Source organism: Lysobacter sp. DMC97, assembly GCF_056313745.1.
Genome location: NZ_JBQUZR010000002.1, coordinates 210,010 through 231,532 on the forward strand (window position 1 = coordinate 210,010; position 21,523 = coordinate 231,532).

Genomic DNA, 21,523 nt, shown 5'->3' on the forward strand with positions numbered 1-21,523 from the left:
CCCCATCCGGCCGCCGCTTTGTTGACACCCTGTGGAAATATCTGTATTTGACAGCGCTGTCAACAACCGCATCCTGGAGGGGGAGCAATGACGACGACGAACCGTGCGCGGGCACAACGAGGCCCGGCGGCATCACGCAACATCCGCAGGTGCGCACTGGCGGCCGCCTGCTCCATGGCCCTGCTCGCCTTCGCGGCGCAGGCCCAGGACACCGCCGGTAACAGCGGCAACGGCGACAAGCAGGACGACGAGCTCGACACCATCGTGGTGACCGGCATCCGCCGCAGCATCGAGACCTCGCGCGAGACCAAGCAGCAGTCCACATCGATCGTGGAAGCGGTCTCCTCCGAAGACCTGGGCAAATTGCCCGACGTCAGCATCGCCGATTCGCTGGCCCGCCTGCCCGGTCTCGCCGTGCAGCGCGTCGACGGCCGTGCCCAGGTGATCGCGATCCGCGGCATGTCGCCCGATTTCGCCGCCACCCTGCTCAACGGCCGCGAACAGGTGAGCACCGGCGACAACCGCGGCGTGGAATTCGACCAGTATCCGTCCGAGCTGCTCGACTCCGCCGTGGTCTACAAGACCCCGGATGCCACCGTGATCGGCCAGGGCCTGTCCGGCAGCGTCGACCTGCACACCATCCGTCCGCTGACGGTCGGGCAGCGCCGGTTCGCGGCCAACGCGCGCGGCGAGTACAACTCGCTGGGCAAGCAGAATCCCGGCGCCAGCGACAACGGCTACCGCATCAGCGCGTCGTACGTCGACCAGTTCGCCGACAACACCCTCGGCATCGCGCTGGGCGTGGCCGAGCTGAATTCGCCGTTCCAGGAACAGCACTACAAGGCTTGGTGGTGGGCGAACACCACCGCCTGGGGCTCGCCGGTGCCGGGCAAGCCCGATGACGCGGCGATGATGGAAGGCGCCGAAGTGTGGGGGCGCTCGCGCGACCAGACCCGCGACGGCGTGATGGGCGTGCTCGAGTACAAGCCCAACGAGTTCATCCACAGCACGCTCGACATGTACTACTCGCGCTTCGAGCAGAAGGAATCGATGCGCGGCATCATGTGGGCGCAGGATCCGTGGACCGGCAACGGCGTCACCCTCAGCAATGTCCGCACCACCAACGTCGGCGGCTATCCGGTCGTGGTCGGCGGCACGGTCAACAACGTCCGGCCGATCGTGCGCAACGACCACAACACGCGCGACGACAACCTCTACTCGGTCGGCCTGAAGAACGAGATCCGCATCAACGACGACTGGTCGCTGTCGATCGACGGCTACTACTCGCGCGCCAAGCGCGACCAGACCAATCTGGAAACCTACGCCGGCTCGTCCACGCTCGACAGCATCGATTTCGACCTGCCGCTGGGCTCCGACAGCTTCCCGCACTTCGGTCCGCACCTGAACTACGCCGATCCGCAGACCGTGGTGCTGAGCGATCCGGCCGGCTGGGGCCACGAGGGCCGCCTGGAGCGCACCAAGCAGGACGACAGGCTCACCGGCTTCCGCTTCGAACTGCAGCGCAGCTTCACCGACGGCGCATTCTCCGGCTTCCAGGTCGGCTTCGCCGGCACCGATCGCACCAAGGACAAGACCTCCGCGGTGTACTTCGCGCAGCTGAAGAACAACGCCACGAGCACGGTGGTCGCCTCCGACCTGCTGCGCAGCCCGGTGAACCTCGGCTTCGCCGGCTTCCCCGGTGTGCTGACCTACGACGTCAACGACACCCTGTCGCGCTACTACGACCTGGTGCTGACGCTCAGTGGCGACGACCTGCGCAAGGACTTCACCGTCAGCGAGAACGTGGCGACCACCTACGGCAAGCTCGACCTCGACACGCAGTTCGGCGACTGGCTGCACCTGCGCGGCAACCTCGGCGTGCAGTTCGTGCATACCCGCCAGTCCTCGACCGGTTTCAACAACGATGGCGGCACGATCACCGGCACCCTCAAGCGCGGCGCGGATTACGGCGACATCCTGCCGAGCCTGAACCTGGTCGGCGACTTCGGCCACGGCTGGATGGTCCGCTTCGGCGCCGCGAAGACGCTGGCCCGTCCGCGCATCGACGACATGCGTGCATCCGCTTCCGCCAGCGTGAGCACCACCACGCGCCTGTGGAGCGGCAACGGCGGCAACCCGCTGCTCGAACCGTGGCGCGCGAAGTCGGTCGACCTGTCGGTCGAGAAGTACTTCGGCCGTGCCGGCTACGTCGCGATGGCGCTGTTCTACAAGGACCTGGAGTCGTACGTCTACACGCAGACCATCCCGTACGACTTCACCGGCTTCTACAACCCGACCACCACGGTTCCGATCAGCAACATCGGCACCTTCAGCACGCCCGCGAACGGCAAGGGCGGCTACATGCGCGGCGCCGAGCTCAGCGCTTCGCTGGAAGGCGGCACGATCACGCCGATGCTCGACGGATTCGGCGTGCTGGTGAACGGTTCGTACACCGAAACTTCCATCGATCCGAACCCGCTGGACGACTCCCGCCTGCGCCAGGGCCTGCCCGGCCTGTCGCGCGTGGTCGGCAACCTCACCGCGTACTACGAGAAGCACGGATTCTCGGCGCGCGTGAGCGAGCGCTACCGCTCGGCGTTCCAGGGCGAGATCACCGCGCTGTTCGCGCAGCGCAGCTACACGCAGGTGCTCGCCGATCGGCAGACCGACCTGCAGCTCGGCTACGAGTTCGGCGGTGGCAGCAAGCTGGCGGGCTGGTCGGTGCTGTTCCAGGTCAACAACGTCACCAACTCGCCGTACCGCACGGTGCAGCGTTCCGACTTCGGTGCCGGCGGCGACTTCATCACCACGCCGCTGGAATACAACGAGTACGGCCGCCAGTACCTGCTGGGCGTGAACTTCAAGATGTGATCCCGGTTCCCGCCGCCGCGATCGGACGCGGCGGCGGGTCTTTTATCCCGCACCTCCCCCCGTCACCTGCTTCCACGCCCTCCCCCCATCGGAGACCGGACCCTTGCAACCGCAGGCCCCGCACACCGTCCGTTCGCGTTCCCCCCTGGTCGCCGCGATCGGCTTCGCCCTCTGCCTCGGCGCGGCGCAGGCCGCGGCCCCGAAGCCCGACGCGCCCGCGCGCGACTGGCCGCACGTCACCAGCCCGATCGCGCGCGACGCCGCGATGGAAGCGCGCATCGACCGCATCCTCGCCGGCATGACCCTGGCCCAGAAGGTCGGGCAGATGACCCAGGCCGAGATCAAGTCGATCACGCCCGATGAAGTCCGCGACTACGCGATCGGATCGGTGCTCAACGGCGGCGGCTCCTGGCCCGGCAAGAACAAGCACGCGACGCCCGCCGACTGGGTGGCGCTGGCCGATGCCTACCACGACGCGTCGATGGCGACCACGCTGCCGGAGAAGATCCCGATCATCTGGGGCGTCGACGCAGTCCACGGCCACAACAACGTCTATCGCGCGACGCTGTTCCCGCACAACATCGGGCTCGGTGCCGCGCACGATCCCGACCTCATCCACGACATCGCCGCCGCCACCGCGAGCAGCGTCCGCGCCACCGGCCTCGACTGGGTGTTCGCGCCCGCGGTGCCCGTGGTGCAGGACGTGCGCTGGGGCCGCACCTACGAAAGCTGGTCCAGCGATCCCGCGCTCGTGCGTCGCTACGCCGCCGCCTACGTCAAGGGCATGCAGGGCACGTTCGACGACCACAGCACGCTGGTGTCGGTGAAGCACTTCATGGGCGACGGCGGCACCTCCGGCGGCGTCGACCAGGGGCTGACCATCGCGACCCAGCGCGAACTGGTACGCACGCATGCGCAGGGCTATTTCTCGGCGCTCGGCGCCGGCGCGCAGAACATCATGGTGTCGTACAACAGCTGGCAGGACGCCGGCACCGGCACCGACCACGGCAAGATGCACGGCAACCGGCTGCTGCTGACCGACGTGCTGAAGGACAAGATCGGCTTCGACGGCTTCCTCGTCTCCGACTGGAACGCCATCGGCCAGATCCCCGGCTGCACCAACGCCAGCTGCCCGCAGTCGATCAACGCCGGCGTCGACATGGTGATGGTGCCGGACGACTGGAAGGCGTTCATCGCGAACACCGTGCAGCAGGTCGAATCCGGCGAGATCCCGATGTCGCGCATCGACGATGCGGTGCGCCGCATCCTGCGCGTGAAGCTGCGCATGGGCCTGTTCGACGGCCGGCCGCCGTCGGCCTCGCCGCAGGCCGGCGCCATCGCGGCACTGCAGCACCGCGACCTCGCGCGCCGCGCGGTGCGCGAATCGCTGGTGCTGCTCAAGAACAACGGCGGCGCCCTCCCGATCCGTCCCGGCGCGCGCGTGCTGGTGGTCGGCCGCGGCGCGAGCGATCTGCCGATGCAGGCCGGCGGCTGGTCGCTGACCTGGCAGGGCGACGAGACCACGAACGCGGATTATCCGGAAGCCACCAGCATCCTTGCCGGATTGCGCGAGGTGGCCGGCAGCGACGTCACCATCCTCGATGGCACGCAGGCGGGCGCGAAGCCCGGCGACTACGACGTCGCCATCGCGGTGATCGGCGAGCATCCCTACGCCGAGATGAAGGGCGACGTGCGCCTGCCCGAGCCGCTCACCCACACCAAGCGCTATCCCGACGATCTGGCCTTGCTGCAATCGCTCGCCGCGAACGGCAAGCCGGTGGTCACCGTGTTCCTGTCGGGCCGGCCGAGCTACGCCAACGACCTGCTCAACCTGTCCAACGCCTTCGTTGCCGCCTGGTTGCCGGGCACCGAAGGCGGCGGCATCGCCGACCTGCTGCTCGCCGGCACGGACGGCAAGCCGCGCCACGATTTCAGCGGGCGCCTGTCGTTCGCATGGCCGGGCGATCCGTGCGTGACGCGTCTGCCGGCGGCGCCGAAGTCGGCGACGTTGTTCCCGGTGGGTTACGGCCTGCGGTATGCGCAGCCGAAGCAGGTGCCGGCGAGCCTGCCGGTGTCCGCGGTACAGAGCTGCAGTCAGTGATTCCGCTGCAGGTGTAATGCCGGACGCGATCGTCGAGACGATCGCGTCCGTTGCGGTGGCCAATGTGTTTCGAAGTCCGGATGTCGATCATCGTTCTCGCGAACGGTGTGGGGTTCGTCGTCCCGAGCGAGCGTGAAAGCACAGTCGACCGTCGGCCCTGCGCCGGCGAACGGGCGCGTGTGACTTGGCCCCGACGTGACAGTGCGCCCGCGACGTCCGGGCTTTGCGAGGAAACGGGGGGAGGGAGGCGCCTGTGCAGGCAGGAGCCGCAGCGTCGGCGAAATACGGACCGTCGACGATGTGTCCATGCCGGAGCGCAGTCGCCGAATCGCGCGCTTGATGCGCATCGTGTTTTTGACAGGAGGTTGGAATGGACATCGTGGCAATGAAGCGTTTCGGCGGCGTGTTGGCCGCCCTGTGTGTGCTGGCGGGATGGGGTGGCGTGTCGACCACGGCCCGGGCGGCGTCGCTCGTCGCGGATTTCAATGGCGACGGCATCAACGACACCGCAACCTTTACGCCTGGTTCCGGCGCGGTCACGATCGCGCGCGGAGGCGGTGGGACCACGAGCTATACCGTTCCGTCGAACTGGTTCAGCTTCAATGCCGTCGAGACCAATGCCGTGGCGGGGCAGGAATTGATCGCCACCTGTCCCGACGGTGCGGTCTGGGTCATCGACGATCGGGCGAATACCCGGCGCTCGTACACGGTGCCTCCCGTCACCAGCAGCGGAAGGATCGTCTACTTCTCCGAGCTCAACGCGATTGCAGGCAACGAGATCGCGTTCGTCTACGGCGATGGTCCGGTCTGGGTCATCGACGATCGCGCCTATACCCGGCGCTCGTACACGGTGCCGGCGGTGGGCAGCGGACGGAATGTCTACCTGACCGACCTGAACGGGATCGCCGGCAACGAAATCGGATTCGCGTACGGCGACGGCGGCGTCTGGGTCATCGACGACCGCGCCTATACCCGTCGCTCCTACACCGTGCCTGCAGTGGGGACCGGACGCTATGTGGCAGTGGCGGAGTTCAACGGCATTGCCGGCAACGAAATGATGTTCTCGTATCCGGGCGGACAGACGTGGGTGGTCGACGACCGGATCTACGGCCGGCGCAGCTACAGCTACCCGACCAACGGTGCCTCACCGACCTACGCGAACGTGGACGGCGTCGCGGGCCTCGAAGCCATCTTCACCTACGGCGCGTCGAAAGTGTGGGTGGTGGATCGCACGAACAGCTGGTCCTACCACTGACGGAAAGCGTTGCGGCGACACGATGGCGGCCGTGCGTGGCCGCCATCTTTCCAGGCCGCCACGATGCAGCAATCGATGAAGCTCACGCATTCGATGATGTTGCGCGGTCTGCTCGCGCTGGCGGGGATCACCGGGATGCCGGCCGCGTTGCAGGCGGCGACGATCACTGCCGACTGCAACGGCGACGACAGCATCAGGTTGGTCGACGACCGCGCGAACACCACGCGCAGCCATTCGGTACAGGGTGATCGGACCGGGACCGTGTCGTACCGCTGACGCCCGCACCGGATGTCGTGTCCACCGGCGTCGTGTCGATGCACGGGCGTACGGCGCAGTGAAGGACATGTCGACGATCAGGTCGAAAGACGACGACATGCGTTCGAGTTGCAGGATCGGTTGCGAAACGGGCAACCGGAAACGGAAAAGATCCCCGGCATGTTCACCTCCCCCATGGTGGCCCCATTGAACAGGAAAGAACTGGAAATGAAGAACGTGATGGAAAACGGACGCCCGTCGATGCGGAACACATGGCGAGCCTGGGGGCTCGCCATCGTGCTTGCCGGTTCGATGCCGGCATTGGCCGATGTGTTTTCGGATCTGAGCGTCGACATGCCGGATGCCGGCACCAGCGACGTCGACCGTTTCTACGGAAGCTTCGGGGCACAGGTGCCGGTGGACGTGCCGGCCTATCACGGCCTTGAGCCGTATGTCGGCCTGAACTACCGGTCCAGTCTCAGGAACGGCATCGCCGGCATCGGCTGGGATCTGGACGCGACCTCGGTGATCGAGCGCGCCAGCCCCGGAAAAGGCGCACCGAATTTCGACGGCAGGGACATCTGGTTGCTCGACGGACAGGAACTGTTTCCCTGCCCAGCCGGAAGTGTCAGTCCGAGCTGCACGACGGGCGGGACGCATTCGACGAAGCAGGAATCCCATGTCCGCATCAAGCGCGAAACGGACGGTACGTGGACGATCACCGGCAAGAACGGGACGGTGAGCCGCTACACCACGACGTTCTCGCAGTCGCCGACGATATCGGCCTGCGGGTCTGTGCCGGGTACGGTCAACATCAGCGGGAGCTACAACGCAGCCGACAACCTCCTGGTCTGCGGCGTGCGTGGTGACGGTAACAAGATCACCGTCATGAAGTCCGAAGGAGACGGGGTATGCAATGTCCCTGACGTCGCGTTTCCGGTATCCGGCATGCGGGTCAGCGGAGGAATCCAGACGAATGGGTACCCGGACTGCAATGAGTACGGAACCTGCTGGATCTATTTCAACGAAATTGGCCAGTTGTTCATCAACAACGGCCTTTTTGGCGCGATGGATGGCTGGGGAAATCAAGTCGGTGGCATGCGGGCCTATGGCGCGGATCCCGTCATCGCAGCGAATGGGCCCAATTATCCTTTCTATGATGGTATCTCCACTTCAGGCAACACATTGACGTTCCACGGATACATTGCCAAGACCTTCGCGTTCAGCCCGCATCCGAAGTACACCTGCAGCGCGACCGGCACCGGCACCGAAATCACCCAGTACCATCTGTCGAGCCGCACGGACCCGCACGGGAACGCGGTGAACTACCAGTACTGGACGGATGGTGCGTCGACGTATCTCGGCGACATCCGCTACAACGGGCATCAGATCCATTTCCATTACGAAGGACGTCCCGACCCGGTCGCCACGCTGCGGAGCGTGCTCGATGCGAAGATCAGGTATCGGCTGCGCGGCATCGAGGTCAAGACCGGAACCGCGACGGTGCGCGGCTACGCGCTGACCTATGCGGGACAGCATCCGCTCGGGCTTTCGACGCTTTCGCGCGTGCAGCAGTACGGGAAGGACGTCGTCTTCAACACGTCGGGCGCGGTGACCAGCGGCTCGGCCCTGCCCGCGTTCGACTTCGGCTATTCGAAGGAGACGCCCGGGCTTGCGTTGCAGCCGCCGTGGCCGCAAGCGAGCACTTTTTGCGCGAACGGACGCATCGAACTGGGCGATTTCAATGGCGACGGCAAGACGGACCTGATCTGCGATCCGACGAGCACGGGAACCTACTGGATCACGCACGCCATCGGGCCGGGCAATTTCTCGGGCAGCGTCGTGTGGCCGTCATCGGGCAGCGCCTGCGTCGGCGGCAAGGTGCGCTACGGCGATTTCAACGGCGACGGCAAGACCGACATGCTGTGCTCCAGCAATGCGGGCACGCATTGGGTGGGTGTGTCGAATGGCAATGGCGGTTTCGACATCAAGCCGTCATGGCCCGCCAGTGGCGCCTGGTGCAACGGTGCGACACTTGGCCTGCTGGACGTGAACGGCGACGGCAGGGAGGACCTGCATTGCATGTCTTCGACGGGCCAGCACACGTTCGCGCAGTCCCGGGGCGACGGTACGTTCGTTTCCGGTGGCACGTGGCCGAGCACTGGCTGGTGCGAGATCGGGCAGATCAGTTACGGCGATTTCAATGGCGACGGCAAGGGCGATCTGCTGTGCCGGGAGGAATCCCGACTGAGCGTCTCGCTGTCGACGGGCGACAGCCTCTTCACGACGAAGCCGGTCTGGCCTGCCGCGGGCGCGTGGTGTGCGGGCGATTCCGCGACCGTCGCTGTCGGCGATTACGACGGCGACGGCAAGGACGATCTGCGCTGCTTCTCCGGCGGCAAGCTGACGATCGCGTTCTCCCGGGGCGGCGGCACCTTCGCGCCTGCGCCCACCTGGCCGGCCAATGACGGGTCCTGGTGCGCCGGACACACGCCGAATTCCGGCGACTACGACGGAGACGGACGTACCGACCTGCGTTGCAGCTTCGGCGGGACGACCTACACCATCGTGTCGGTGGGTGATGGCACCTTCCTCACGCAGGACGTGCTCACGAGTTGGTGCAACGAACGCGATGGCACCCTGCTGGACGGCGATTTCAACGCTGATGGCATGACCGACCTGTATTGCTATTCCAAGGTTCTGGGCCAGCACTGGACCGCCTGGCGCTCCAGTCCCGTCAGCGGCTACCTCACGTCGATCACCACGCCGCTCGGCGGAAGCAGCACGATCGAGTACGCGCCCGCCTCGCAGTGGCCGCTGCGTACGCCCTGTCCGACGGGCTACAGCTGCCGTCCGCCAAGCGAGCGCGTCGTGTCCGCCGTCAGCATGAATGATGGGCGCGGGCAGATCGCGACGACGCGCTTCAGCTACGGCAGTCCGCTGATCGATCCGATCGAGCGACGCTTCCTCGGCTTCCGCAACGTGAGGAAGACCCTGCCCTGCAACGTGGGCGAGACCCCGTGTCCCTACGAGGACTCGCTGTTCCTGCAGGACTACGGTTCCATCTCGAAGCCGGAGCGGATCGATTCGAGGTCCGGGAGCGGCACGCTGCTCCGGTCGACGGTCTTCCAGTACGTCAACAACGGGTCGACGGTCCCGTACACATCGCACCTGCAGAACCAGTGGGACTACAGCTACGAAGGTGCGACCGGGGCCTGTCCCGGCGCGGGCTGCAAGCGGACGCGGATGTCATATGTCTACGATCGCTTCGGCAACGTCGTCCGCAAGGACGACCACGGCGATGCGGATGTCGCGGGCGACGAGCGCAGCGAGGTGACGGACTACCTTCCGAACGCGACGAAGTACATCGTCGCGTTGCCGGTGGCCGAACGCGTCTACAAGAGCGTCAACACCGTGCTCGCGGCGACGGACGTCATCGCGGAGACGCGCTACGCCTACGATCAGCCCAATGCGGCGTCGCCGAACTTCGCCGCGATTCCATCGAAGGGCGATCGGACGCACGTCTATCGCTGGGTGGATCGGCTGGGCAGTTACACGGTCGAGAAGGCGATCCACGACGCCTACGGCAACGTCACCACCGCGATCGATGCGAGCGGCAGGGCCGAAGCGACCGAATACGATGCGACCTTCCATGTATTCCCGGTCAGGAAGACGAACGCACTGAACCAGGTGACCACCGCGGTCTGGGACACGACGTGCGGCAAGCAGAAGGAGGCGATCGGCCTGAATGGTGCCGCCGAACGCACCGTGTCCACCTTCGACGTGTTCTGCAGGCCATCGAGGATCGATGCGCCCGGCGGGAACTACACCAAGTACGGGTTCGCGAACATCGGAAACCCGGCGTTGCAGGCGATCACGGTGGCCTCGCCGTCGGCGGATGGCGTCGTCGAACAGAGCACGAGCTTCCAGTTCGATGGCCTCGGGCGCGTGCGCACCGAGCAGACGCTCGCGTCGGGTTCGCGATACATCGTCAAGAAGAGCGAATACCACCCGAGAGGACAGATCCGCTCGGTCGAAGTCCCGCATTACAACAATGAGGCGGCATCGGGCACCACGTCCCATGCGTACGACGCGCTCGACAGGCTGACGACGACGCTGTTGCCCAACGGCAAGTCGAGGAGGATCGCGTACGGCCTCTGGTATGCCACCGTCACCGATGAACTGTCCCGGGTCACCCGGGTCGATCAGGATGCCCGCGGCAACAAGGTGTCCGAAACGTACATGATCGGGTCGGCCTGGCATACCGATCGCTATGCCTACGATCTTCTCGGCAGGCAGACGCGTGCGGTGGATGCCGAGGGCAACGTCTGGCAGCGTGCCTACGATTCGCTCGGGAGGCTCTACGAAGACAAGGATCCGGATCGCGGTAGGTGGGTGTATGCGTATTTCGCCGACGGACGGATGTCGGCGCAGGACGACGCCCGCGGGGCGCATACCGACTTCGTCTACGACGCGATCGGTCGCCTGAAGACGAAGAGCAGCCGTGCGGCGGGCCAGGCGACGGCGACGATCGTCAGCAACTTCTACTACGACGAACCGCGTGCGGGCTATTACAACAACGGTCGGCTTTCGCGTCATGTCGACAACAGCGGTTCGACGGAGATCGATCACGACGTCGCCGGACGCCAGGTGCGACTGAAGAAGACCATCAGCGGACAGGCCACGCCGTATACCTTCGAGTACGGGTACGATGCCGGTGGCCTGAAGAAATGGACCCGGTATCCCGATGGCGAAATGGTGGGGTCGACGACGACTCCGCTGAAATACGATGCCGCGGGCAGGCCCGTGTCGATCCCCGGTTTCGTGAGCGATGCGCAATACAACGCGGCCGGCAATCCGTTGCAGATCACGTTCCCGAATGGCGTGGCCACCACTTACGGATATTTCCCGGACCTGTCGCTGAAGACGATCACGACCGCCAAGGCCGGCGGCGCGACGCTGCAGTCGCTCTCGTATGCCCGTGATGGCGGCAACCGCATCAGTGCGATCACCAGTTCGGTTCCGGGCGAGTCCTGGTCTTACACGTATGACAACCGCGATCGCCTGGTGGCGGCTGGCAACATCACGGATGCGTCACTCACACAGGGCTTCAGCTATTCGCCTTCCGGAAATCTCCTGACCAATTCGAAGCTGGCGGGCTCCTATGTGTACCCGGCCCCCGGCGCCACCGCGGTCCGGCCGCACGCGATGACCCAGGTCGCCGGCGGAAGCGTCGCCTACGACCAGAACGGCAACGTTACCGCGCGTTCCGGCATCGCGTATGGCTGGGACGGCGCGAACCGCCTGAGCACACTGTCGGCAGGGGGGACGTCGTTCCTCTACGACGCATTCGACCAGCGCGTCAGGAAGACCAGTGCCCTGGGAACGAGTGTCTATCCTGTGCCGGACTATCGCGTCCGCAATGGCGTCGTCACCAAGAACATCATGTTCGGCGGCATGCTGGTCGCGAAACGACAAGGCGGCACGACGACCTGGTTGCATGGCAACCACCAGGGCTCGATCAGCGTCTCGACGAATACAAGCGGTCTGGAAATCAAGCGGCTGAATCGCGCGCCTTTCGGCGTGCGCAACAAGGACACGGCACCCACGCAGGAAGAGGAGAACGATTTCATCTCCGAACGCCGGGACGAAGAGGGCGGTCTCGTCTACCAGCACAGCCGCTATTACGATCCGGTGCTTGCGCGCTATCTCTCGCCCGACAATGCCGCTCCCGGCACGCTGGGCGTGGGCTTCAGTCGTTACGCCTACGCCATGAACGATCCGATCAACAAGATCGACGACGGTCATGCCGCGTTCGAATACATCCTCGCGCGCCGCGGCATGACGTTCGAGATGTCGGCGGGCTATTCCACCGGTGTCATCACCGCGCTGATGAATCCGGTCGATGGCATCGGAGGCTATCGCTTCAATATGGCGGCGCAGACGTTCGACTCGAGCGGTCGCTGGTCGCCGGAACTGGGAACTTCGGTGTCCGCTTCTGCTTCGTCCTTCCTGGTTCCGCTGCTGTCATCGGATCGGAAATATGGCTTGTTCGATCCCGCGAACGTCTTCGCGGTCCTGTTCGGGAGAGCGGATGTCGGTGCGAGCATGAAGTTCGCGTCGATCCACGACGCGAGCTCGAATTCGCTCAGCGTCGGGGCCTATCGCGGCAGGTCCGGGGTGAATTTCGGCATGACGGACACGGGGCGCCCGTTCCTCGGCATCAGTCGCACGTTCCCGTTCGCCGGTACCGGGGTCGATGTCGCGGTGGAAGGATCGTCGAAGTCGCAATGGTATTGGCGCGACATCTACGGAGACGATCGTTTCCACGGCGAGGCCTTGACCTCCCCCGCGATGATCCAGGCCGGGTACGACGCGTTGCGCTTCGAGTGCACGTACTGCGGGTCCGCGCCGACGTACGGCACGGGTTACGGCGGAGATTCATCGGGCTGGGGAATGAATGGCGGCGTGGGGGGTTGGGATGCCTGGGGTGGATGGGGAGGATGGGGTGGCGGCGGCCTTGATTGGGGCTACGGATCGTCGCAATCCGCCTACCGGAACTGGATGAGCGCCATCCGATGGGATTACCTCGAGCAATGAGGGCGCGCACATGCCGGACATGCCGTTCCATTCCGATCAATCCGGGTGAGCGATGATGCCTTCGAACAATGCACAAGCCGCTGCGCCGTCACGCGCGATCCGGATCGGGCCGTTGCTGTTGTGTTGTGCGGCGCTCGCCCTGCTGTTGGCGGCGCTTTCGATGATGCGGCGCGGCGATGATGCTCCGGCGGACGTCGCCGGAGACGTTCCCGGCGCAAGCGTCGACGCCCGCCGCGACGGGCCGGCTCCCGCGGCCATCGATCCGCATTACGTCGATGCGGACCGGCTTCCGCCTTTGCCGGTTCCGGTGCGTGCGCCGGAACGCCCGCGCGACCCCGGCGATGTTCGCCGCGTGCCGATCGACGGGGAAACCGCGCAGCGCGCCATCGGGAACACCGAAAGGGCGGCCCGCCCCGCGTCCGGAGATGCGGAATGAGACGTGCGGACGTGGCCGTCGTCGACGGCCACGTCGAAACCGTGTTTCACCGCCACCGACGGCAATGGCACGGCCGGAACGAAATCCTGTTCGCCTGCATCGACGCGTCCCGCCGTGTCGTCGACGACCGGTCGCGCTCGGTTCGGACGTCTCTCCATCCGACCGGTGGCGCCGCGCCGATGGACGCACGGGTCGACGGCGTCACGGGTACCGCGGCGAGCGTCCATACCGGATGGCTCGGCACTGTCCGGCGGGTCGACAGGACGCAAAGCGGCCGGTCCCACCGAGCGGCGGCGCATGTCGTAGGCCGTTGCTCGGCATCGCGAAAGGTCGAGTTTCATGCGCGTTTTCACGGCACCGTGCAGGACGCGATGCCGGCGCCTCCGCTGGCACGCGGGGTGGGCAGGGGCTAAGCTGTCCATTCGATCGAGGGTCTGAAGGCAATGGGAAAAGCGGCGGGGTTCGGGGTCAGGATCGACGACGTCGCGCGGGCCGCGGGCGTGTCGATGAAGACGGTCTCGCGGGTGTTCAACCACGAGCCCAACGTGCGTCCCGAGACGCGGGCGAAGGTGGAGGAAGCGGCGAAGGCGCTGAACTTCCGCCCGAATCCGTCGGCCCGCAGCCTCGCGGGACGACGCTCGTATCTCATCTCCACGCTCTACGACAATCCGTCCAGCAGCTACGTGATGCAGGTGGTGTCCGGCGTGCTGGACGCCTGCGAGGCCGCGCACTACAGCATGATGATGCGGCCGGTGGATTACGGCAGCCAGGACCACGTCGACATCATCGTGCAGAGCGTGGCGCAGTACGCGCCCGACGGGCTGGTGCTGACGCCGCCGCTCACCGACGACGAGGCGCTGCTTGAGAAGCTGCAGGCGCTCGGCGTGCGCTACGCCAGCATTTCGCCGCGTGAGCAGAACGCGCGCATCGGCGCCTGCCTGGACGAGCGCCGCGCGGTGCGCGAGATGATGGCGCATATCGTCGGCCTCGGACATCGGCGGATCGCGCACATCAAGGGCCATCGCGACCATGGCGCGTCCGAATGGCGCCTGCAGGGGTATCGCGACGGGCTCGAAGCGGCCGGCATCGATTTCGACGCGCGCTTCGTGGTGGAGGGCGAGTTCCTGTTCGAGTCCGGCCTGGCCGGCGCGTCCGAACTGCTGTCGCTGCCCGAGCCGCCGACCGCGATCTTCGCCGCCAACGACGACACCGCCGCCGGTGTGCTGCACGAGGCCGCGCGCCGCGGCGTGCGCGTGCCGCAGGACCTGTCGGTGTTCGGTTTCGATGATTTGCCAATGGCGCGCCAGCTGTGGCCGGCGCTGACGACGGTGCGCCAGGCCAGCCGCGACATGGGCCGCATCGCGGCCGAACAGCTGCTGCTGTCGATCCGCGAGCCGGATGCCGGCGGCGTGGTGCAGGTGCCCTACGAACTGGTGTTCCGCGAATCCACCGGACCGGCGCCGGCGCACGGGGCCCGCTGAGCGCGGGCCCCGTCGTCCTTCCGTCTCACCAGAAGGTGGCGTACAGCGCGACGAGGATCGCGACCACGCCCACCGCGCCGGCGTTGAATGCGCCGTTGGTGCCGTAGGCCACGTCGTCGGTGCGGATGCGGTTGGCGTCGCCGCGCGCGTGGGTCATCAGCGACACCACGATGGCCAGCGCCAGCGCCAGCAGGAACACCAGGCCCACGCGATCCATGAACGGCAGCGACGGCCACGCCAGCTTCAGCGCGATCGACAGCGCGAACGAACCGACCGCGGCGGTGATCGCGCCGGCTTCGTTGGCGCGCTTCCAGAACAGGCCGAGCATGAAGATCACCACGATGCCCGGGGTGAAGAAGCCGGTGTATTCCTGGATGTACTGGAAGCCCTGGTCGAAGCCGCCGAGCAGCGGCTTCGCGGCCAGCACCGCCAGCACGATCGCGACCGTCGCCGCGATGCGGCCGACCTTCACCAGATGCGCCTGCTCGGCGTTCGCCTTGCGCTTGGCGTAGAAGTCGAGCGTGAAGATGGTGGAGATCGAATTGATCTTCGACGCCAGCGAGGCGACGATCGCCGCGATCAGCGCCGCGAACACCAGGCCCAGCACGCCGGTCGGCAGCAGCGCCATCATGCTCGGATAGGCCTGGTCGGGTTTCTCCAGCCCCGGCGCCAGCATCAGCGCGGCGATGCCCGGCAGCACCACGATCACCGGCATCAGCAGCTTGAGGAACGCGGCGAACACCACGCCCTTCTGCGCCTCGCCGATGTCCTTCGCGGCCAGCGCGCGCTGGATGATGTACTGGTTGAAGCCCCAGTAGCTGACATTCATGATCCACATGCCGCCGATCAGCACGCTCAGGCCCGGCAGGTCCTTGTAGAACGCGTTGTCGGGCGTGAGGATCATGTGGAAGTGATCCGGATGCGCGGCCATCAGCGCCTGGAAGCCGGCCACGATGCCGCCGTCGCCGCCGATCTTGCCCAGCGAGATGCCGACGATCAGCAGGCCGCCCAGCACCAGCAGCGAGACCTGCACGATGTCGGTCAGCGCCACCGCCTTCAGGCCGCCGTACAGCTGGTAGACCAGCGCGAAGCCGCCGAGCAGTGCGAGCGCCATGAACTGGTCGATGCCGGCGACGCGGGTCACCGCGATCGAGCCCAGCCAGAGGATCGAGGTCAGGTTCACGAACACGTACAGGCCCAGCCAGAACACCGCCATGATCGTGCGGATGTTCGGCCCGTAACGTTCTTCGAGGAACTGCGGCATCGTGGTGATGCCGTTGCGCAGGAACACCGGCAGGAAGAACTTGCCGACGATGAGCAGCGTCAGCGCCGCCATCCATTCGTACGAGGCGATGGCCAGGCCCAGCGCGTAGCCGGAGCCGGACATGCCGATGATCTGTTCGGCGGAGATGTTCGCCGCGATCAGCGAGGCGCCGATCGCCCACCACGGCAGCGCGCGGCCGGCGAGAAAGTAGTCCTGCGCGTCCTTCTGGTGACCGCTCTTTTCGCGCGATACCCATTGGGCCAGCACGAAGATGCCGACCAGGTAGGCCAGCACGATCACTGCATCGATGGTTGAAAGTCTCACGTCGTTCTCCGGAATCGGCCGTCGGCCCCCGACGGGTCTTCTGTGATTGGAGCCCGCGCGTGGGGGACGCGGTGCGTCGATGATGCATCGGGACCGGCCGGCATGCGCCGGTCGGTCCGTCGCCACGTTCTAGACGGTGCTGACAGCGTTGTCAATATGCGCCGGGGCGCGATGCCGACGACGTCTGCCGTGCGTCTCAGGTCGCGGCGTCGAGCTGTGCCCGCGGCGGCAGCGACCAGTCGATCGGCGTCTGCCCGTGCTGCGCGAGGTAAGCGTTCGTCGCCGAGAAATGCCCGCAGCCGAGGAAGCCGCGATGCGCCGACAGCGGCGAGGGATGCGGCGCCTTCAGCACGCGATGGCGGCGCGGATCGATGACCTTGCCCTTGGCCTGCGCGTAGCTGCCCCAGAGCAGGAACACCAGGCCTTCGCGTTCGCGGTTGAGCGTGTCGACGACATGGTCGGTGAAGCCTTCCCAGCCCTTGCCCTGATGCGCGCCGGCGCGGCCGTCCTCGACGGTCAGCACCGCGTTGAGCAGCAGCACGCCGCGCTGCGCCCACGGTGTGAGGCAACCGTGGTCCGGCCGCGCGATGCCGAGGTCGTGCTGGATCTCCTTGAAGATGTTGTCCAGCGACGGCGGCACCGGCACGCCCGGCAGCACCGAGAAGCACAGCCCGTGCGCCTGGCCCGGGCCGTGGTACGGATCCTGGCCGAGGATGACGACCTTCACCGCGTCGAACGGCGTCTCGTCGAACGCCGCGAAGATGCGCGACGCCGGCGGATAGATGCGCGCCCCCTTCGCCCGCCGCTCGCGCAGGAACGCCGACAGCGCCTGCATCGGCTCGCTGCGCAGGTAATCGCCGACGTGCGCCTTCCAGGACGGTTCGAGCTTGATGCGGTCGTCGTCGGTCATGCGGGCGGTGTGCGCGGAGGAGCCCGGAGTATGCCGCAACCGGTGCGGACGCTCAGGCGTCGTGCGCGGACCTCGACCCGAACAGACGCCGGTTGCAGGCGAGGCACCAGCCGCCGAACGGCGACAGGAACACCGGGAAGCGGCCGGCTACGCCCACGTGCTTCCCGCAGTGCGGACACGGCCAGTACGCGGCGGCAAGGCTGAGCACGCCCCAGAACATGCCGAGCCCCAGGGAGATCTCTGCGCTCGCATCGAACACGAGCGCGGCGACGAAGACCGTCGTCAGCGTCCACCATGCCCATCGCACGCGGCGCCAGGCCGTCCAGGCGGCATGGCCGCGATGCGCCCCCATGCGCTCGGCTTGCGGAGCCCGCTTGTGCAGGAATGTCGACGGTGCCTGCCGGGACGGTTCGCACTGGATGCGGTCGTCGTCGGTCATGCCGGTCTCGTCACGGATGCTGCGGCAGGTCGTCGGTGATCGCGTAGTAGTCGCCCTGTTCCGCGACGAAGATGTGCCGATGCAGGGTGAGGCCGGTCGGGCCGTCGAAGGCGCCCAGGGCGACCGCGATCCAGTCGCGGTCGGCGGGGTCCCAGAACAGGGTCGAGCCGCAGTGCCGGCAGAAACCCCGGCGGACGCGGGCGGAGGAGGCATACCACGCGACGTCCTCGGCGCCTTCCAGTGTCAGTGCCGTCCGCGGCACGTCGCAGGACGCGAGGAAATGGCCGGTCTGCTTGCGGCATTGCACGCAGTGGCAGGCATCGACCATGGCGATCTCGCCGGTGATGCGGAAGCGGACCCGTCCGCAGAGGCAACTGCCGTGTCGGGCTTCGGGTGCCATCGTCGCGCCCGGTCGGGGTCAGCCCGCCGGCGTCCGGTCCCGCAGCTGCGACAGGCGCAGCTGGAACAGGGTCTTGGTGATCAGCATGCGTTCCTCGATCGGCTTGAGCACCAGATCGTTGGCGCCTTCGCGCAGCAGGTTGGACTGCTTCTCGCGGTTGCCGTCGCCGGTCATCACCAGCACCGGCAGGCGGCGCTTGCCGTAGGCGAACTCGTTGCGCACGGTGCGCAGCAGGTCCAGGCCGCTGACCGCGCCGTCCAGGGTCACGTCGGTCAGCACCAGGTCGGCGCCGGCGTCGTCCTGGCCCAGGTGCTCGCGCAGGTAGGCCAGGGCGTCGTCGCCGCGGCTCATGTGCATCACGGTGATGTCGTGCGCCTGCAGCATGCGCCGGGTGGCCACGGCCACGGTGATGCTGTCCTCGACGTACAGCACCCGGGCGTCGGGCATGGGTTCGGGGTGGACGTAGCCGCGGATGAAGGTCGCCAGCGCGGCGTAGCCCTCGGCCTTGTCGAAGTAGTCGGTGACGTCCTCGGTGAAGCGGCGGGCTTCGAGGTGGGCCTGGGCGTCGCCCGAGACCACGATCACCGGCACGTAGCGCTGGCCGGCGGCGCCGCGGACCTCGCGCGCGATCTGCAGGCCGTCGCCGTCCATCAGCACGAGAGAGGTGGTGACCAGGTCGACCGCGCCTTCGGCCAGTGCGGCGCGGGCTTCGGCCAGACCACCGCAGCCGATCACTTCCACGCCCGGCAGGTCGCGCTGGAGCATGTCGCCGATCAGCCTGCGGACCATCTTCGAGCCGTCCACCACCATCACGCGGGGGTTGTCGGTGGTCAGATGACGGACATCGTGGGCTGGCATGCGCGGCGTTCGCTCGGGCTTCGTGGGCGGAGGGCAATGCTGGCGCAACCCTGCGCCGGAACGGTCCGGCGGCCCGCACCGGCGACCCGGAGGTGGCCGACACGCCCCCCGGCGATCGCGTCAGACCCTAGTTTGACGCAGAAAATGCCCGGTGACCACGCCAGCCCCGAGCCAACCCAGCGCGGATGCGACGACCAGCACACCCAGACCGCGCAACGGGTCGATGCCGGCCAGCGCGAAGCGGCTGCCGTAGCTTTCGGCCAGCGCGCGCAGCGGCGCGTGCAGCGCCAGCTCGGCTATGGTCAGCAGGCCCAGCGCCGTCGCGCCGGCCGCGAGGCCGTAGCAGGCACCGAGATAGAGGAACGGCCGGCGGATGAAGCCGTCGGTCGCGCCCAGCGACTGCAGGATCGCGATCTCCTCGCGCCGCACCTGGATGTCGAGCCTCACGGTGTTGCCGACCACCAGCAGCGCGCCCAGCCCCAGCAGCAGCGACAGCACCCACACCGCGCGGTCGCCGAAGGCCAGCCAGCGGTCGAGACGGTCGCGCCAGATCGCGTCGTGCTGCACGAAGTCGGTCTCGGGCAGCGCTTCCAGCAGCGTCGCCAGCGCACGTTCGTCGCCGCGGGGGCGCACGATCAGCACGCTCGGCAGCGGGTTGTCGCCGACGGTGGCGACGGCCTCGGCGTAGAGGTCCGCGGCGGCGCCGGTGCGCAGGCTCGCCAGCCCGTCGTCGGGCGTGCGCAGCGTGACGTCGGCGACCTGCGGCTTCCCGCGCAGGTCCTGCGCCAGCGCGCGGGCGCGGTCGACCGGAATTTCCTGCTTCAGGAATACCGTGACCTCGCGGGCGCGCTCGACCTGCCCGCCCAGCCGCGCCACGTTGTCGAGTACCAGCCACAGCCCCAGCGGCAGCGCCAGCGCGACCGCCATCACGCCCACCGTCAGCACGGTGGCCCACGGCCGGCGGCCCATGCGGCCGAGGCTCGCGCCCAGGCTGTGCAGATGGTGGTCGGCCCACGCCGCGATCCGCGAGCGCGGCTTCGTCGTCACCGCGGCGCGCTCAGCCATCGGCCAGTTCCTCCGGGCTGATGTCGTCGACCAGCGCGCCCTGGTTCAGCACCAGCACGCGTTTGCGCATGCGCTTGACCAGCGCCAGGTCGTGGCTGGCCACCAGCACGCTGGTGCCGCGCTCGGGCAGCCCGGCGAACAGCGCCATGATCTCGGCCGACAGCGTGGGGTCGAGGTTACCGGTCGGCTCGTCCGCCACCAGCAGCGACGGCTCGCCGACCAACGCCCGCGCGATGCCCACGCGCTGCTGCTCGCCAGCGGACAGCTGGGTCGGCAGCGCCTCGCTGCGCGCGCCCAGGCTCACCCGGTCCAGCACGCTGCGGACGCGCTTGCGGATCTCGTCGCGGCGCAGCCCGCGCAACTGCAGCGGCAGCGCCACGTTCTCGGCGACCGTGCGGTCGGTCAGCAGGCGATGGTCCTGGTAGACCACGCCGACCTCGCGCCGATGCATCGCCACGCCGCGGCCGGAGACGTTGCGCAGGTTGCGCTCGCCGAACAGCACCGCGCCGCGGGTCGGGCGTTCGGACAGGTGGATCAGCTTCAGCAGCGTGCTCTTGCCCGCGCCGGAGTGGCCGGTGACGAACAGCATCTCGCCGCGGTTCACCGCGAAGCTGAGGTCGCGCAGCGCGACATGCCCGCCGGGATACTGCTTGCTGACGTTGTCGAAGCGGAGGACGGTCATGTGCGACAGAGTAGCGGCAGCCGACCGCAGGACCAAACCATGTTCCGGCATCCGTTGTCGCTTCGCCCCGGCCGACCCTGCCGGAAGGCTTCAGACGCGGGTACGGCTGCGCAGTTCCCGCACATCCGAGTCCCGGAGCACGTAGGTGTTGGCGACCATGTCGCCCAGTCGCTGGTGGTGTTTCGAGACCAGTGCCGCGATGCCCGCCGGGATGCCGCCCAACAACAGCGGGTTGACTTCGATCAGCCGCAGCACGGTCCTGGCGAGGGTCTGCACGATCGACGGGTTGTTCCCCTGCGCGTCGACCACCCGGATGATGAGCGCCAGCTTGCCCAGCGTCTTGCCCGACAGCCATTCGCATAGCGGGATGTACAGCACCAACAAGGACAGCCAGATCGCGATCGTGCGTTGGTAGAACGCGTTGCCGAACACGGCGTCCGGGACCAACAGGATGGCGCCGAGCACGAGGAAGTCGATCCAGGTCGCGGCCCAGCGGCGCATCACTATCGAGCCGGTGTAGGACATCGCGATGTCGGCGGCCGTCCGGGTGCTCGGACTGGCTGCACTTCTGAAGACGAGGGG

At 67.1% G+C, this 21,523-nt stretch carries 16 protein-coding genes; 8 read left to right on the forward strand and 8 right to left on the reverse strand.

Annotated features, from left to right (window positions below; translation table 11 throughout):
* Window positions 1-174: 174 nt before the first annotated feature.
* The 8 genes from ACT53Q_RS03920 to ACT53Q_RS03955 all read left to right on the forward strand — a co-directional run bounded on the left by ACT53Q_RS03920 (window position 175) and on the right by ACT53Q_RS03955 (window position 14,999).
* Entirely contained in the window at window positions 175-2,871 is a 2,697-nt protein-coding gene (locus ACT53Q_RS03920) for a TonB-dependent receptor (RefSeq protein ID WP_476185352.1), read from the forward strand.
* Window positions 2,872-2,974: 103 nt separating this feature from the next.
* Window positions 2,975-4,972 carry a glycoside hydrolase family 3 protein gene (locus tag ACT53Q_RS03925; RefSeq protein ID WP_476185353.1) on the forward strand — a complete coding sequence of 666 codons (1,998 nt, stop codon included), beginning with the start codon at window positions 2,975-2,977 and terminating at the stop codon, window positions 4,970-4,972.
* Window positions 4,973-5,342: 370 nt separating this feature from the next.
* The gene (locus ACT53Q_RS03930; protein ID WP_476185354.1) at window positions 5,343-6,227 is read left to right on the forward strand and encodes a PA5033 family protein; all 885 of its coding nucleotides are present in this window, start codon (window positions 5,343-5,345) and stop codon (window positions 6,225-6,227) included.
* A 63-nt stretch (window positions 6,228-6,290) separates the two neighbouring features.
* Window positions 6,291-6,503, forward strand: a complete 213-nt coding sequence (locus ACT53Q_RS03935) for a hypothetical protein (RefSeq protein WP_476185355.1) — start codon at window positions 6,291-6,293, stop codon at window positions 6,501-6,503.
* 207 nt (window positions 6,504-6,710) lie between these two features.
* Window positions 6,711-13,082 carry an FG-GAP-like repeat-containing protein gene (locus tag ACT53Q_RS03940; protein ID WP_476185356.1) on the forward strand — a complete coding sequence of 2,124 codons (6,372 nt, stop codon included), beginning with the start codon at window positions 6,711-6,713 and terminating at the stop codon, window positions 13,080-13,082.
* Window positions 13,083-13,137: 55 nt separating this feature from the next.
* Window positions 13,138-13,518, forward strand: coding sequence for a hypothetical protein (locus ACT53Q_RS03945; RefSeq protein ID WP_476185357.1), 381 nt, complete (start codon window positions 13,138-13,140; stop codon window positions 13,516-13,518).
* An 11-nt stretch (window positions 13,519-13,529) separates the two neighbouring features.
* Window positions 13,530-13,931 (forward strand): hypothetical protein, encoded by a 402-nt coding sequence (locus ACT53Q_RS03950; protein WP_476185358.1) that lies wholly within the window; start codon window positions 13,530-13,532, stop codon window positions 13,929-13,931.
* Window positions 13,932-13,961: 30 nt separating this feature from the next.
* Window positions 13,962-14,999 carry a LacI family DNA-binding transcriptional regulator gene (locus ACT53Q_RS03955; RefSeq protein WP_476185359.1) on the forward strand — a complete coding sequence of 346 codons (1,038 nt, stop codon included), beginning with the start codon at window positions 13,962-13,964 and terminating at the stop codon, window positions 14,997-14,999.
* A gap of 25 nt (window positions 15,000-15,024) precedes the next feature.
* On the opposite strand, the gene ACT53Q_RS03960 is transcribed toward ACT53Q_RS03955, so the two are convergent.
* From ACT53Q_RS03960 to ACT53Q_RS03995, 8 genes are all read right to left on the reverse strand, one after another.
* Window positions 15,025-16,587, reverse strand: a complete 1,563-nt coding sequence (locus tag ACT53Q_RS03960; protein ID WP_476185360.1) for a sodium/sugar symporter — start codon at window positions 16,585-16,587, stop codon at window positions 15,025-15,027.
* Window positions 16,588-16,783: 196 nt separating this feature from the next.
* Window positions 16,784-17,497, reverse strand: a complete 714-nt coding sequence (gene ung / locus ACT53Q_RS03965; protein WP_476185361.1) for a uracil-DNA glycosylase — start codon at window positions 17,495-17,497, stop codon at window positions 16,784-16,786.
* Window positions 17,498-17,549: 52 nt separating this feature from the next.
* On the reverse strand, window positions 17,550-17,936 hold the full coding sequence (locus ACT53Q_RS03970) for a hypothetical protein (RefSeq protein ID WP_476185362.1): 387 nt from the start codon (window positions 17,934-17,936) through the stop codon (window positions 17,550-17,552).
* Window positions 17,937-17,946: 10 nt separating this feature from the next.
* Complete coding sequence (locus tag ACT53Q_RS03975; RefSeq protein WP_476185363.1) at window positions 17,947-18,336, reverse strand: GFA family protein; 390 nt, start codon at window positions 18,334-18,336, stop codon at window positions 17,947-17,949.
* Between the two features lie 18 nt (window positions 18,337-18,354).
* The gene (locus ACT53Q_RS03980; RefSeq protein WP_476185364.1) at window positions 18,355-19,194 is read right to left on the reverse strand and encodes a response regulator; all 840 of its coding nucleotides are present in this window, start codon (window positions 19,192-19,194) and stop codon (window positions 18,355-18,357) included.
* A gap of 120 nt (window positions 19,195-19,314) precedes the next feature.
* A complete protein-coding gene (gene ftsX / locus ACT53Q_RS03985) occupies window positions 19,315-20,259 on the reverse strand; it encodes a permease-like cell division protein FtsX (protein WP_476185365.1) in 945 nt (314 codons plus the stop codon).
* Window positions 20,252-20,941 carry a cell division ATP-binding protein FtsE gene (gene ftsE / locus ACT53Q_RS03990; RefSeq protein ID WP_476185366.1) on the reverse strand — a complete coding sequence of 230 codons (690 nt, stop codon included), beginning with the start codon at window positions 20,939-20,941 and terminating at the stop codon, window positions 20,252-20,254. Before ftsE ends, ftsX begins: the two co-directional genes overlap by 8 nt.
* A 90-nt stretch (window positions 20,942-21,031) precedes the next feature.
* Entirely contained in the window at window positions 21,032-21,466 is a 435-nt protein-coding gene (locus tag ACT53Q_RS03995; RefSeq protein WP_476185367.1) for an RDD family protein, read from the reverse strand.
* Between the last annotated feature and the right edge of the window lie 57 nt (window positions 21,467-21,523).